The organism is Spiroplasma endosymbiont of Dromius quadrimaculatus (genome assembly GCF_964031155.1).
In the GTDB taxonomy this organism is placed as follows: Bacteria; Bacillota_I; Bacilli_A; order Mycoplasmatales; family Nriv7; genus Nriv7.
Genome location: NZ_OZ035010.1, coordinates 383,148 through 398,225, shown reverse-complemented (window position 1 = coordinate 398,225; position 15,078 = coordinate 383,148). Strand labels below are relative to the sequence as shown.

Genomic DNA, 15,078 nt, shown 5'->3' with positions numbered 1-15,078 from the left:
CACAAACAATTAAACTATTGAAGTATTCAGAACTAATTTTGGTTCTGCTTCTTGTGTAAAAGAAATTTTTGCTTTTCCATTAAAAGTTATACTATTATCTTCATTGATAGTAATTTCGCTTGGCAATAAGCTATATTTTTGTAATATTTGCATTGCTTCTTTAATTGATAATGTAATTGTTTGTTCTTCATTATTATCATCAATTATTTTAGCCGTAATTGTTCCGCTAATTTTTTGTTTTAAATTTAATGTAGTTTCATATTTAATTTCTCTTACTGAATATTTAATTAATGCTTTTTCATTAGGAGCAAGTTCTATTTCATCTTCAGGTTCATTAAAAACTAAAATCATTTCTTGTTCTTGTTTATTTGTGTTTGATAAATCAAATTCATTTGATAATACATTAATGATTTCAGAATTTTTATTATTTATATTTGTAAAATCTGTTAATTTCATTTCATCATTAGAATCTATGTTTCAATCATTTAATTTATTTTCTTGTTTTGTTTTAATTAAGCCTGTTATAATTTGAAATCCTAATTTTGATTTTGGATTATATTCACATTTAGGTATTTTAACTGTTTTTATAACTGAAGAAGTATTAATTCGTTCTCTTTTTTTAAAACATGCCTCTTTAAAATTAACACTATGTAATAATTTTGAATCTCTTGTAACTTCAACATTTCCAAAATTTAAATTATTAATGTTAATAACAAAACTTTTTATTTTAGAGACTGAAACATTTGTTGTTCCTGAATGTAATGTAAATGGAAATAATTCTCGTTTTATATTATAAGGTTCTGCATTAATTAATTTATTTAATAATTTTTCAAAAGAATTAATATTAATTACATTAGTAATTTTATAATTAACATTAATTATTAATCAACTATATCCATTTTCTATTAATATTTTTGAATATATAGAAGATTTACTAATAATTTTTATTTTCTTATTTTTTAAAAAAAGAGGATCTTCTAAAAATAAGTTAGATATTATTATTTTATCTTCATTATTATAAATTTCTCCTAAATTAAAATTGTTATTAATTTCATCTAATGAGCTTTTAAAATATATGCCATTGTCAGTTGCAAAAAATATATTATTATTTTTATCGATACTTATTAAATTAACTATTATATTATTAATTTCTTCATTTTTTATGGCTGTTGTTTCGCCATTTTTTAAAATATAAGTGCCTAATCCTCTTCGTTTAGAAAAACCTTCTTCACAAATTTGTTTATGATTACTAACAGTAAAGCATGATAAAGCGGATGAACCAATATTATGAATATCAATAGTAAAATAATTTTTTATTTTTTGTATAACATTATTATTGTTTTTGATAGTGTATATATCATAATTTTTTGTTCCAAAATAAATATTATTTTTACTATCAATAATAAAATCTAAATATTCATTCATTTTTTTATCTATTATACCTATAAAATTTCCATTTTCAGTACGAAAACTAACATCAACCTCACCTAAAAAAATATTATCATTTTTATCAATTAAAATTGAACTGGGAACAAAATGTTCTTTATTAAATTTTATTAGTTTTGTTTCATTTGATTTTAATAAATACAGCCCATCACGTCACCTAGAAAAATAAATGTTATTTTGACTATCAACAGCTAGTGCTAAAATATTGTTTTTTACTCCATTTATTTTTGTAGCCGTTGTTTCACCGTTTTTTAAAAAATAAGCCCCGTTTAAACCACCAAAATAAATTATATTTTCTTTTATGTAAATTGTTCAAATTGTATCATCAGTATTTATTCCATTTATTTTGGTTGCTGTTAATTCACCTGATTTTAAAATATACAAATCCTTGTTTTTTGTTTGAAAATAAATATTATTATTATTTTTATCTATATAATAATGAATGAAATTATTGGGAATATTTTCAATCTTTGTTGCTGTTAATTCACCTGATTTTAATAAATAAATTTTGCCACTTTCAAAAGAAATATAAACATCATCCTTTTTATTTATATCTAATGATATTAATTTTTCGTTTGAATTAGGAATTAAATTTGAAAAATTAATTGATATTATTTTCTTTTCTTTATATTTAAAAATATAAAGAGAATCAAAATACTTCCCGCCATAACCAGGAGAATCTTTTATAGTATTAAAATAAATATTATTTTGATTATCAGTTGCAATATTTTGTATTGATTTATTAATTTCTTCAATTTCTTTAAAATCTTTGTTAATAAATTTTAAATAATTATTTAAAGAAATTGTTTTTGTTGTATTTATTTCTAAATTATTTATTTGTGAATAATTAACTTCACTATTTATTAATTTTATTTCTTTTTCTTGTGTTGGATAAGGACTATTGGCAACGATTCCGGTCATTCCACCACTTGATATTGTTATTGTACTTAATAAACTAAGTAATTTTTTCATTTTGTATAATTTCCTTTCTTTTTGTTATTTTATTAAATTGTAAAAAATAACTTATTTTTTATTCGCCTTTATTTCCACAAATATATAAAATTGTTAGAATTGTTTGATCTACTTAATTGTAGAAATATTATGCTTTTTTACTAGGTTGATATTTTCTTTTTAATTTAATTCATAACAACCTAAACATTATCTGTTTAGTAAGTTAATACTATCATAAAAGATAAAATATGATAGATGTTGCATATTTTATCTTTCTTTATTTGCGTCTTTTAATTTTAGTTCCATTTCTAAAATTTCTTTTTTCAAGAGTAAATTTTCATTTTCAAGGGTCAAATCATTATTGTTTATATTATTATGTTTTTCCGTCTCAATTAATTTAGTAATTTTTTGGACAATTACATCAACACTTGATTTATCAAATATTTTATCTTTAATTGTTTCTTTAATTTCTCGTGTTGGAACCCCATAATGTGTGGCTTGTTCTTGCAAATCTAACAATCGATTTTTTTGTTCTTCTTGCTTTTTTAATGGTTCCAATTCTGCTTTTAATTTATTAATTTCTTCTTTTTGCTTAGGAATATTTCGTTCCCGATAGTTAATTAATTTATAAGTATCACGATTGGGTTTTATATTTGGCTTATTTTCTTTTGTTTTATTTTCGCTATTTTTTCAGGTATCCCAATTTTCTACTCGTGATTTATACTCCGCTAAATCTTCTTCCATTTCTTCCAATTCTTTTTCGCGAATTTGAATCCGATATTCGAGAAAAAGAATTGCTCCTTTTTTATATTCGTCGTATCATTCTCACGCTTGATCTCAATCTTTTTGCTTAGCATTTTTAGGTAACAAATTTTCAGCACCAATATGTGAATTTTTTAATCATGGATATTTAGCAGTTGTAGGAATATCACGGCCAAATTTTTCTAATACTCACATGACATTATTTTGTTTATCATCATTTAATCTATCAATGCTTAGTGGAATATTGATTGATGTTCCCCCCCAAGTGCATTTAAAATTGTAGTATAAATTTCGGTTGCAATACCTCGGTTTTGCATTTTGGCAACGCGTTCTCAGTTGACTTCGCCACCTAATAATCGTCATAATCCCATAATTTATCACTCCTTTTTATTAAATTATACCTTATTTATAAAATTTGTCAGGTGGTTTTATCTTATGATTATTTATTTTTTTGTTTTTGATTTAAAGTCTTTTTTCGCATTTTTTAAATTATTTTTGAAATTATGAATATTAACTCTATTTGCCATATTTTTTGTTTTATTTAAATCTTTAATATTAGTTTTTATGTCTTGTTTGTCTTTAAGATAATTTTGTTTATCATTAAATTTTTTAATTATATCTTTAACCTTAGTTTCTCTTTTTTGTAATTTCGGAGTTTTATTAATTAATTTAGTAATTTGCTTGTTTAATCTTATTTCTTTTTTAGTTTGTGGATTTGTAATTGGTTTAACAATTAAATTACCTCTTACTTTCTCTAGTTTTTTATTTAAAGATTCTTCTCTTAATCTACTAGAATCTATTGTCTTTGATATATTAGTTTCCGTTCCTTTGCTAGCCAATTGTGGATTAAATTTTTTACCAATTGCTTTGAATGGGGTTGCAATGCCGGTTCCAAATTGTTTTCAGAATCCTTTTGCTCCACCTCCGCGAGCTGCTCCCACTAGTTTACTTGTTGCAAGGGTTGCAACCCCAAGTCCAAAGCCTGCTAAACCAGTAATGCCAGCACGCGAACTCATTCCCTCGGTGGCGTTTCAGAAATGGCGAAAGTCAAGGGGTTTTTCTTGGCGAGATTTACTGCTTGATGTTTTCACACCATCACCCCAATCATCATCACCGCTAGAACCCATCGCATTCATGGTTTTTTCACCCATTCCATAACCATCCATTGCCATCGCTCTTTTCGCTCTTTTGCTTTTGACAAATCCGAATGCTTTTCCTGCCATTTTAGCAGCACCAAGTGCCAATCATTCCGCCGGCAACAGTCGATTTCATCGAATTCATTCCTTCGCGAACACCAGCTGCTTCACCAATTAAGTTGGCAACAACATCCGAAAATGCCATCACTGCCAATCCGCCACCGCACATAAACAGAATAATAAACAATGATTTACCATATCCTTCAATGCCTAAACCTGCTAAATTAGTACTTAAAATCGTTTGAATTGTTGTCATAAATATAAAGTATCCTGTTAAAGTGGCGGTTGACGCTAGAAATTTTGCAATTACCATATCTTTTCAAATAAATGCTCCTTTACCATTATCAATGGTCATAACAACCATTACTCATGGTGAAATAATAAATAAGAAAAACAATTCAATTATTTTTTGCACCAAAGCAATTCCAATCATAAACATTGCAAATAACATAAATCATACCCCAAAAACTTCGGCAATCATATTAAAATCACCAATATTATCAGGATACGCATAATTGCTTGGTATATTATCGCCACTTCCGTCTCAATATTTGTTTCCAATATTGTATAGGTAATTTGCAATATTTCCGTTTTCGCCGCCAAATCCCGATGTAATCATTTTCGCAATGTTAGCGATTGCAAAATTTGCCAAAAAGAAAAAGATTGGGATTAAAAAGATAAAAACAAACGCCTTACTGCCATTTTGCAAGGCAACAATAAATTTTGTTTTTGTTTCGGTGGCATCTTGAAACAAAATTTTAATCATGGTAATTGTAAATATTAAGGAAAATAAGCACAGAGCCGTAATAACAAAATATCAGAATGCCATTGGGATATTTTGAAAACTAAATTCTTGCTTTGATCCAAACATTAAATCGCCAACTACACCTCCTGTTAAATAATTTAATACGTTGTTAAATGATCCAATTAATTGTAATGGCCCTTGTACAAAAATCGATCATATTAACCTATATAATGCATTCATTATCATATATATTCACCTCCTTTTTTAGTTTTTATATAAACTATAAAACTATCCACCGATCGCGGGATTATATTCTTTATAAGCTTGCAGAAAAACATTAATTACGGCAATTACTACCAACGTTCCAATAATTACTATAATTGGTCATTTCAAAGCGCCTAGATCATTTGCTCTTGCCTCTGGATTATCAGCATTTCGCATAATTGAGATTAAAATAATAATTAATTTTCAACCTGCAAATATAACCTCCAATGTTAGAATAACTCCTAAAACAATATTAGTTCACATTATGGCAACATCAATTATTCCACTTAAATCGACTGTGTTATTTGCTTTCATATTTTCTTCCTCCTTTGTTATTTTAAAAATTTGCTTTTGTTAAATTTGTTTCTTTTTTGATAATAAATATTTTTCTTTTTTTGATAATATTGTTGTTGATTATTAAAGTAATTTTTAATATTGTTTTTCTTAGCCATTGCTATCTTTCATTTCGAAAGGCAAACAAAATAAATGCAATAATAAATCACCAAGCATAAAATCACAATCAATTCCAAGGGCAATTAAAAATAAGATAGGGGAAATTAATAGCAACAAAATTCCAATAATAATTGTTAAAGGATATAAAAGTCATTTTCATCAAACTTTTCTCTTATTTTGCATCTTTAATTTTTCCTTTCTATTTGAAACATTGCTGTAAAAATTCTTTCTAACACATCAACAACAATACTATTGCCAGCTTGTTTATAAAGTTGGGTTTCTGAAACAACTTTTCGTGCTTTATCAAAATCTTTATTTCTAAATCCCATTAATAATCAACATTCTCTTGGAGTTAATACTCGCAAAAAATATTCTTTTTCATCAATTAAAAAAGATAGTATTTTAATACTATCTTGTTGTTGTAATTTATGGTTATTAACGATGATTTTATTGACATTACTTGCTACGATTGTTCCCATATGGTTATTTTCTGTTTTTCAAAACCGATTATATGAACCGTTAACTAGTAAACCGTCTTTTGCTCGTGGCAAAACAATAAAATTTCTATAATTTTTAATTGGAATTGCTATTTTTGCTGATTTTGAATTTATAGTTAATGTATCTAGATATATATTTTCATTACTAGCATCATATACTCTACTTTCTTGTTTATAAGAATTAAAGTCTATTTCCGTTTTGCCGCGAGCATTAAATTTTATATCATTTGGAATTGCAATAATTCCAGCATTTCCTCATCGCATTTGTTTTGTTGTAATTGTATAAGCACATTGTTGAATGATTTTAAGTTTATTGTTTTCAATTGCTTTTTTCATTGATTCTTGTCTAATAAAATATTTTTCATTTATATTATTTTCTAAAATATCCTTTATCAAAAATTTTAAATTACAAGGTTGGGGATATTGAAATTTAAAATCTTGCTTTAATGTTGAAATCATAAACAATCTTTTCCGATTTTGGGGAATTCCATAATCCTTGGCATTCATTGTAAAATATTGGTTATAATATCCTAATTCACTAAGTTGATTTTGGAGATTTTGAAATCCGACAAAAAACTTTTTACTTAATAAATTTGGTACATTTTCCATTAAAAGATATTTTGGTTTTGTTGGCATTGTGCTTATTAAATCAACAACTTTGTACGCTAAACCACTTCGCTTGCCATTTAATCCTTGCCCATTATTATTGGCATTTGATATGTCTTGGCATGGAAATGATCAAGTTATTAAATCAGCATACGGTAAAGTTTCTAGTTTAGTAATATCACCTAAATTTGGTGTGTCATAATCATTAAATATTGCTCGATATGATTTTTCAGCGTATTTATCGTTATCACAAAATGCAACTACTTTATGGTTAATTCCAATCTTTTCTAATGCTTTTCTTTGACTTCCAATCCCAGCAAATAATTCAATTATTTTAAGCATATTTTAATAACACTCTTTTAATTCTCTATAAATAATTTGTTTGGGTAAAATATTGTGACATATATATGCTGTTTCACTTGGAGGATTTTTACAAACTATACCATTATAAGCAATAAACTTTATTCTTTTATTAAAAACTAATAATTCACACTGATCTATTTTTTCTCTAATTGGTTTTAATGCAATACTTACTAATGGCATTAACATTGCAAATGGTTTTCCTAAAATAAATAAATGTTCTATTACTTGTTTTCTTTTACTAAATGGAGGGTTAGAAATAATATAATCATATCTACCCACATCACTTCTAATGTAATTAAAGAAATCAATTCCATCATCAATATGACTATTTCAAACTTTATGTCCATTTCTTTTTAAAACACGGACAAATTCACTATCAATATTATCAAAAGGGCATAAAATAGTGCTATTAGGTTTTAAAAATTCTAAAATTGGTTTAATCGCATATTCCTGTGTATATCATTCATCATTAACATTAATTTTATTTAATAAATTAGAATTTAACATAATTAACTACCAATTCCTTTCTTAATTGTTTTTAATTTCATCTAAAATAATTTTTGTATTTTTAATCTTTGTTTTAATTTTTTCTAAATCTTTCTGATCAAAATCACTATTTTTAATTTCACTTAGTAAATTTAAAGCACTATTTAAGTTGTTTATTTGTTTTTCTAATAACTTAATTGCTTGTTGTTTTTGTTCGTCTGTAAACTCATTTTCTTTTTGACATAGTAAAATTTGATATTCACAATTATTTAGTTCAGATATTTTGATAAATTTTTCTGCTTGTGTTTGTTTTAGTTCTGTTTGATAGTCTTCTTCGTTTTCATAATCATTTTTACTATTTTCAATTTCTTTAATTGCTTCATCATATTCTTTTATTTCTGCTGTAATTTCTTGTTTTAATTTTTCATAGTAAAAAAAATCTTTGATTATTGGTTTTTTTGGTTTTGATGGTGGTAAGTGCGGTTTGTTATTTGTAATATTGCCACAACCAATTAATGGCATTGTACTTCCGCACGATAACGAAAATATTGACAAAAAACTAAGTATTTTTTTATATTTGTTGTATCCTAAATAAAAACCATTATCTCAATAATTGGGATTATTAATATTTTCTAAATCTTCTAGTAATTATTTTAGTTCTGTTGCTGTTAATTTTCGTTGTGTTGTTTTGTTATCGTAATGATTATTATATTTATTTAGTAAATTATTATTAGCATCATTTTTGTTTTGCGAATTAAACTGTTTTTTGTTTTCTTGTTTTAATTTTTCAAAAGTTAAAAGTAAATTTTTTCCCACAATATTACCATTTTTATTATTGATACTACTATTGACTACATAGTTTTTATTTTCATCAATTTCTAAACTAAAATAATTTTTATAACTTGATAAGCCTAAACAATTTTTATTTAAAACAACGCAATCTTTTTGTTTGTTTATTAAAATGTGCGTTTTATTATTTATTTCTTGTGAAATTAAATTTTGGTTTAAATAAATTTTTTTTATCATATTTAACACCTCACTTTATTTTTTATATTTTTGGCATTTATAGAATTTATTAAGCGTTAATCATTCTGAATTTGAAATAGTGAACTCTTGTTCGCATCTAATACAATCAATAATTATTTTTCCATTAAATCTTGCTTTTGGTTTTGAATAATCTTTTTTTTATGATAATTACCTACCTTTATTTTTATCTCCATTATTTTTTATTTCTGATAAATAAAAAACCAACTAATTTTAATAAATAGTTGGTTTAATTTATCTTTTATCGTATTTGATTTAAGATATTTTCAATATTGTTAACTTTAACAAGTAAAGCTTCCATAATTTGTTCTAAATTGCTTAAATTGTTTTCTGTTGTTGTTTTAATTTCGTTAATTAAATCGCTAATTGTATTTTTGATACTATTTTCAACCATATATATTTTCCCGGTAGCGTTTAGTTTTCTTAGGTATTTTAAAAAAAAGAAAAAATAATCATTTACTATAAATTATTTCAATATTAAAATTAAGTATACATTTCTTATGTATGCTTTTTGTTGTAAAAAATTATTTTAATATTGTTTTTATAAGCATTTTACTTAGTTTCTATAACCTTTTATTGAGATTATGTTTGTTAATATTAAATATTTTGTTTTATTACTTATTTTTCAAATAAAAAGGTAATCAATTTTTAGTTACTTTTCTTTCAAAATTATTTAAACCTTTTCCTACCTAACAAAACTTTATGCGTCCTATTTTCCCTTCTTCGTTTATTTTTTATTGATAGAAAGAGAGAGATTAATCAATCTTCTTATATTTTTTTCTTTTTGTTTATTATTAGTTATTTGTTAAATTACTTTGTTGCTTGTTATTCTTTAGACATAGTTTCCCTTAGACATTGGTTTAGTTAATCACTCGCGACTACTTCTTCTGCCCCATGTAGTACTAATTTAATTAATTGATTAACCTTATCAGATTTCCTTCCCACTCCGTTTATTTTTTAGTGTTCCAGCTTGACCACTTTGTGAAATTTCTTACCTATATATACCTATTTTTCCTAATTTTTGATATTAATAATTTTCCATTTATTTTGTTCAAAAATTAATTTTTTAATAATTTGATGATTATTTTGGCATTGCAAATTTAAAAATCAAAGTTTAGCATTTATTTTTTGTTTATTGATAAATTCTAACCTTGCTAAACAATGCCGAGCATACTTTTTACAATACCAACCACCTTTTCTGTTTTTAGTTAATTTTGTAAAGTACTCATTGATATAACACTGACATTTGTTAATTAGTGTTGATTTATTTTTTACTTTAATTTTTAATTGTTTTCAACAGAGTTCTTTTAAAAACACTCGCAGAACCTCCTTATAAATAGTAAGATTTCTAAAATTTTTTTATTGTGGAACACTCACCCTTTAACTATTGCAAGTTAAAGATTTATCCCCAAACCACGATAACTCTTTTATATTGCCCAAAAGAATTGCCTCCATTGTGTCGTAGCGGTACGGCCACCCCTATCTTGTTTATCCTCGCTTGCTTGGTTTAACGACATTCCAAGTAGGAGAGTTTTATTTAGTTGGTTTTGCTGTTATTTTGTTAAACTAAGCAAGATTAACGACAATTTTAACCTAATTAAAAAAGACTGATTTTATTTCAGTCTTTTTCTTAGTAGTTTTTTTAAAATTCTCACCAAACGATTTCTTTATGCGGTCTTAACCTGATTTTATTTCAGTCTTTTTCTTAGTAGTTTTTTTAAAATTCTCACCAAACGATTTCTTTATGCGGTCTTAATAATGATTTAAAAATTCTTTTTCTTCTTCACTAAGACCATATGAACCTAAGGTTCGCAACATTTTAAATTTTTCGGTTTTTGTTACTAATAAACTAGAAATCTTAAAATTATTAACATCACGATTAAATTGTTCAACAATATTATTTTCAAAAAAAATTAAATTATTACTATAATTTACAATTGTTAACAATTGAACAATAGCTAATAAACATCCTTTCATATTTTTAAACTCCTTTATTAACTATGAAAATTATCTAACTGGTTCATATAAATCAAATTTTAAATTTAATTTTGCAAAATCCAATGATAATCCATATCAATTATTAACTTTGCTTATTCAATCACTACCACTAGCTAGTTCAATATAGTCATATTGAGCATAAAAATATTGAAAAATAAAATCTCAATTACGATAAGTTGATTTTGACTCATCAGTTATTACTAAATATAATTCACCTCTTTTTCCTAATTTTAAATTTTTATTTATTTTAGAAATAACATCATCTTTAATTGAACCTTGCAATTGTAAATATTTACCAATTTTATATTGCTTACTTTCAACAGAATAATTTCCTGATACCAATTGAATATTAATAAAATAATTAAAAAGTGATTCATTGCTGTCATATTTTTGATGAAGTTTTTTATAAATTTCATCAAATATATCATATTTTTTACTAAAATATTCAGTATAATCGCCACCATTTCGGGTATCAGCAATTTGATTACCGCTAATATCAATATTAACATCAACAGAAATTTTATTAAGTTCAAGATCCAATCAACCAACATTTTCTAAATCAAGAATTTGCGAAAATTTATAAAAATTGCCAATCGTAACATTAAGAGCAATTAAAATATTACCAGAGGCATTTAAATTATGAGCCAATATTTCCAAATTATCTTTAATATTCACAAACTCAAAAGCGATATGTTTTGCTAATTCATTACTAAATACTAAATTCATCTTTTCTTGTAATGTCTTAGTAACAGTTTGATAATTAGTTTTCGAATTAAAACCTCAATCATAAGTTTTATAAAAAAAAGCATTAACTTCTTTTTTTGCATCTTCATAACTTTTAATATTTTTTAATAACACCTTAGTATTTAAAACTTGACCAAAATAATTAACTCTTATTTCTAAAATATCACTACCACTTTTAAATTCTTGCTCATTATTAATTAATGCCATATCAATATTTTCATAAACATTTTTAATTTTATCTTTAATTAAAGCAAATACTGTCTGAACATCAGTGAACTGATAAATATTAAAATCAAATTGTTCATTAAAAAACTGAACAATTTGAACTAACTTAGCTAAACGATTATCTTTAACATTAACTATTGTTATCGGCATATAAAAAGATATATCACTAATAATAAAATGAAAATCAATAATATTGACACCGACTTCTAAATATTTATTTTCACCAGTAAATTCTGGCAATGATATTTGCATTTTATATTTATTAGCAAGCATTTTCGTTAATTCTTGTTCAATTTTTAATAAAACAAGTTGATAAGTATTAGTATTATCTAAATCATAATCAAATTTCTGATGAAAAAAATTAAAAAGATCAGGTTTAATTCACGACATATTAGCAATATTTTGTAATTTTAAATCATATTGATAAATATCATTATTACCAAAAGAATTATCACTAATAACTAGTTTTAAACTAAAAACACTATTATTAAGCGTTTTAATAGCAATCCGATCAGTATTTTTAGCAATCGCAAATTGAACAATAAAATTTTCACTAATAGTTTTTAATTCTTTTTTAAGTTTTACTAAAATATCACCATAAATATTATAAGTACTAAAACCCCAGTCATAAGTTTTAGCAAAAAAAGAAGTTAATTCTTTTTTAATATCGGCAGCTGTTTTTGATACCATTTTAGTTTCATTACAAAATTCTTGTTGCTTAACTTGATTAATAATAACTGCTACTCCCTGACTACTAAGTAATAAACTACTTAATAATGTCAAACGAATTTTCATATATATCAAAACCTTTTATGAGAATTTTTATTAATTATTTTTTATAACTAATTCCTCCTTTTTAAAACAAAAAATATCAAAAATGATTCACTTCTTATGTAATATATAAATTATTAATTTTAAATTAAATACCGATGTTGCTAACTTCAAAAATATTTTATCATATTTAAAAAATATATATTCAATATTTATTAATAAAATTTAAATTGTTTTAAGCACTAACATCAAATTACTTTTGTTAATTTTACAATCAGAACAATTTTACAAAAAAACTTGTTTTAAAATCTGCTGACAAACTTTAAAATTAGGGCAAAATTGCACCACTAATTTTCAAAATGCTTGACTATGATTAGGTTCTCATAAATGTACTAACTCGTGAATAATAACATAGTCAATAACCTCAAAATTAAAATGCATAATTTTGGAATTTAGAACAATTTTCTGCTTGTTAAAATGACAAACACCTCATTTACTACGCATCACTCTAAACTTAAGTTGTTGATAGCTTAAATTCATTGTTTTAGCAAGTAATGCAACTCGGGAACTCAAATATAATTCAGCTTGCTTACTAAGAAATTTATTAAAATTTTTCACAAGTTGCTTTTCATCATTGCCTTTTAAATTAACAACAACAGTTGTTGCGACAAAAATAACTTTATTGTTATTAGCAAAATAATTAATTTGCACCTCATATTTCTTATCTAAGAAATAAACAAAATATGGTTTTTGACGCAAATTAATTAAAATCTTTGAGGATTTATTAATAATTTTCTGTAATTTTTTTCAATTACTAATAAGAAAATCCTCAATATATTGTTCTTTCATTCCTAAGGGGGCATTGACAATAATATCCGATGAATAATATCTTACTGATAATCTTTTACCTTGTTGCAAATAATAATCCAACGCTACATTTTCATAAACTAATTGCTTTTTAAGCATCTAATAACCATCCTCATACTACTTTTTAAATATTGTTTTAATGTTTAAAAACATTATTCCCAAAGCTTTAAAATCCCACGGTTGTTTTACTCTTTTTAAAGGAACAAATTTATTTCCTTTTTTAGAAAAATAAGGTTGCACCTTCGTTAAAATTAAATAACCTAAAGATGTAAAAAATATTCCAAAAGTAAATATAAAAATATAACCTAATGGTCACAAACGACCAGTCCGATCAAAAATATTAGCAGTAGTAACAAGATTATTACCACTACCTCATAATGGATAACCATCACGACCAATAAATAATAAATTAGTTATTTCATTTTCATTTTTCGCAATAACTAATGAAAACGCATTAAAACTTAAAGCCATTAAACTAAATATAATTAAACTAATAAAACTTCATAATAAATAATCACGATGATATTGCACAATACCATACATATATAAAAATCAATAAGTAAAAATGATAATAACATGTAAAACATAATATAACCAGTAAGAAAAATGTTGCGGTCCATACGATTTATCAGCCGGAATTAGTAAACTTGCAAAAACCATAATTACTACTCAAGGTGCAGTAATACTAAATAATTTATCATTAGCCTTAATTAATAAAATGCCACTAATAATTTGTGTTATTGAACTTAAATGAAACGGGAAAATTCAAGGTCAACCTCGTAAATTTTTTCCTGATTCTTTAAAATAATATAAATATAAAAAATGTAAAAAATAATAAAGAAAATATAAGAAAATTTGAAAAATACCAAGAATTCTTAAAAATAATTTATTTTGTGCTAACTTAACATATCCTGTTTTAAAAATAAACAAACAACCCAAAGCAATTAATGATAAAATAACTGGCAATCAATATTGTCAAGTAACACCAATTTTAGTAATAACTTCACCAAAACTTCCTGCTGGATTAAAAAAATCATATAATGATAAAAACATCTTTACTTCTCCCTTAATAGTTATTACTTATTCGTTGATGATTAATCTCATTTTTATTTAAATAGGCTTGAAAAATATCTTGAAAACTAAACTGCAAAACATTAGCAATTGTAAAAAAATGATTTAAAATGTTAGCATAATCATTAGTAATATTTTTTCAAAAAGCAATCGTATGATTAAAAGTTTCTAATATTAACAATGTTAAATCTTGTTCTTGCTTTAATTCATAAGAATATGCTTCTAAATCAATATTAAAACTTAATCCAATACTAATAAGAAAATGCAGACAATCAATAAATTCATCTAAAACTAATTCTTTTGACTTATATGTCATACGATTTGATCAATATTTAAAGCATCGTAATTCATTACTAAATTCCGATAATTCTACTAATAAAGCTAAAAATCGTTTATCAATTGTTTTTTCAACTAATAATTTTTTTTCTTCTAAAATTCTTGCATCTAACTTTTTTTGCAAACTAATAATTTGTTTTCATAATTGTAAATCTAAAATATGTTTCACACATCCCTAACTTATATTGTTTTATTTATTATAATTATATTTTTTCAAGTTGCAAATAAAAAAATAAAAAAACCTAGTAATAAC

18 protein-coding genes are annotated in these 15,078 nt (G+C 24.4%); all 18 read right to left on the bottom strand.

The window, feature by feature from the left end; translation table 4 throughout:
* Positions 1-9 precede the first annotated feature (9 nt).
* Positions 10-2,418: a hypothetical protein gene (locus AAHM88_RS02310; RefSeq protein WP_342263120.1), complete on the bottom strand. Its 2,409-nt coding sequence runs from the start codon at positions 2,416-2,418 to the stop codon at positions 10-12.
* Positions 2,419-2,664: 246 nt separating this feature from the next.
* Entirely contained in the window at positions 2,665-3,354 is a 690-nt protein-coding gene (locus AAHM88_RS02305; protein ID WP_342263119.1) for a hypothetical protein, read from the bottom strand.
* A gap of 38 nt (positions 3,355-3,392) precedes the next feature.
* Positions 3,393-3,530: a hypothetical protein gene (locus AAHM88_RS02300; protein ID WP_342263118.1), complete on the bottom strand. Its 138-nt coding sequence runs from the start codon at positions 3,528-3,530 to the stop codon at positions 3,393-3,395.
* A gap of 72 nt (positions 3,531-3,602) precedes the next feature.
* Complete coding sequence (locus AAHM88_RS02295) at positions 3,603-4,382, bottom strand: hypothetical protein (RefSeq protein ID WP_342263117.1); 780 nt, start codon at positions 4,380-4,382, stop codon at positions 3,603-3,605.
* 1 nt (position 4,383) lies between these two features.
* On the bottom strand, positions 4,384-5,346 hold the full coding sequence (locus AAHM88_RS02290) for an Mbov_0396 family ICE element transmembrane protein (protein ID WP_342263116.1): 963 nt from the start codon (positions 5,344-5,346) through the stop codon (positions 4,384-4,386).
* Between the two features lie 42 nt (positions 5,347-5,388).
* On the bottom strand, positions 5,389-5,679 hold the full coding sequence (locus AAHM88_RS02285) for an Mbov_0395 family pilin-like conjugal transfer protein (protein ID WP_342263115.1): 291 nt from the start codon (positions 5,677-5,679) through the stop codon (positions 5,389-5,391).
* A 129-nt stretch (positions 5,680-5,808) separates the two neighbouring features.
* Complete coding sequence (locus tag AAHM88_RS02280; protein ID WP_342263114.1) at positions 5,809-6,000, bottom strand: hypothetical protein; 192 nt, start codon at positions 5,998-6,000, stop codon at positions 5,809-5,811.
* 2 nt (positions 6,001-6,002) lie between these two features.
* Complete coding sequence (locus AAHM88_RS02275) at positions 6,003-7,262, bottom strand: DNA (cytosine-5-)-methyltransferase (protein ID WP_342263113.1); 1,260 nt, start codon at positions 7,260-7,262, stop codon at positions 6,003-6,005.
* Between the two features lie 3 nt (positions 7,263-7,265).
* Positions 7,266-7,790 (bottom strand): hypothetical protein, encoded by a 525-nt coding sequence (locus AAHM88_RS02270; RefSeq protein ID WP_342262826.1) that lies wholly within the window; start codon positions 7,788-7,790, stop codon positions 7,266-7,268.
* Between the two features lie 21 nt (positions 7,791-7,811).
* Positions 7,812-8,291, bottom strand: coding sequence for a hypothetical protein (locus AAHM88_RS02265; RefSeq protein WP_342263112.1), 480 nt, complete (start codon positions 8,289-8,291; stop codon positions 7,812-7,814).
* 126 nt (positions 8,292-8,417) lie between these two features.
* Complete coding sequence (locus AAHM88_RS02260) at positions 8,418-8,795, bottom strand: hypothetical protein (RefSeq protein ID WP_342263111.1); 378 nt, start codon at positions 8,793-8,795, stop codon at positions 8,418-8,420.
* A gap of 259 nt (positions 8,796-9,054) precedes the next feature.
* Complete coding sequence (locus tag AAHM88_RS02255; protein WP_342263110.1) at positions 9,055-9,207, bottom strand: hypothetical protein; 153 nt, start codon at positions 9,205-9,207, stop codon at positions 9,055-9,057.
* 620 nt (positions 9,208-9,827) lie between these two features.
* The gene (locus tag AAHM88_RS02250) at positions 9,828-10,130 is read right to left on the bottom strand and encodes a replication/maintenance protein RepL (RefSeq protein WP_342263109.1); all 303 of its coding nucleotides are present in this window, start codon (positions 10,128-10,130) and stop codon (positions 9,828-9,830) included.
* A gap of 435 nt (positions 10,131-10,565) precedes the next feature.
* Positions 10,566-10,790 carry a hypothetical protein gene (locus tag AAHM88_RS02245; protein WP_342263108.1) on the bottom strand — a complete coding sequence of 75 codons (225 nt, stop codon included), beginning with the start codon at positions 10,788-10,790 and terminating at the stop codon, positions 10,566-10,568.
* A gap of 30 nt (positions 10,791-10,820) precedes the next feature.
* Positions 10,821-12,575, bottom strand: a complete 1,755-nt coding sequence (locus AAHM88_RS02240) for a hypothetical protein (protein WP_342263107.1) — start codon at positions 12,573-12,575, stop codon at positions 10,821-10,823.
* Positions 12,576-12,836: 261 nt separating this feature from the next.
* Complete coding sequence (locus AAHM88_RS02235) at positions 12,837-13,517, bottom strand: SprT family zinc-dependent metalloprotease (RefSeq protein WP_342263106.1); 681 nt, start codon at positions 13,515-13,517, stop codon at positions 12,837-12,839.
* An 18-nt stretch (positions 13,518-13,535) separates the two neighbouring features.
* Positions 13,536-14,471 carry a hypothetical protein gene (locus AAHM88_RS02230; RefSeq protein ID WP_342263105.1) on the bottom strand — a complete coding sequence of 312 codons (936 nt, stop codon included), beginning with the start codon at positions 14,469-14,471 and terminating at the stop codon, positions 13,536-13,538.
* Positions 14,472-14,484: 13 nt separating this feature from the next.
* Positions 14,485-14,994 (bottom strand): dUTP diphosphatase, encoded by a 510-nt coding sequence (locus AAHM88_RS02225; RefSeq protein WP_342263104.1) that lies wholly within the window; start codon positions 14,992-14,994, stop codon positions 14,485-14,487.
* Positions 14,995-15,078: the final 84 nt, after the last annotated feature.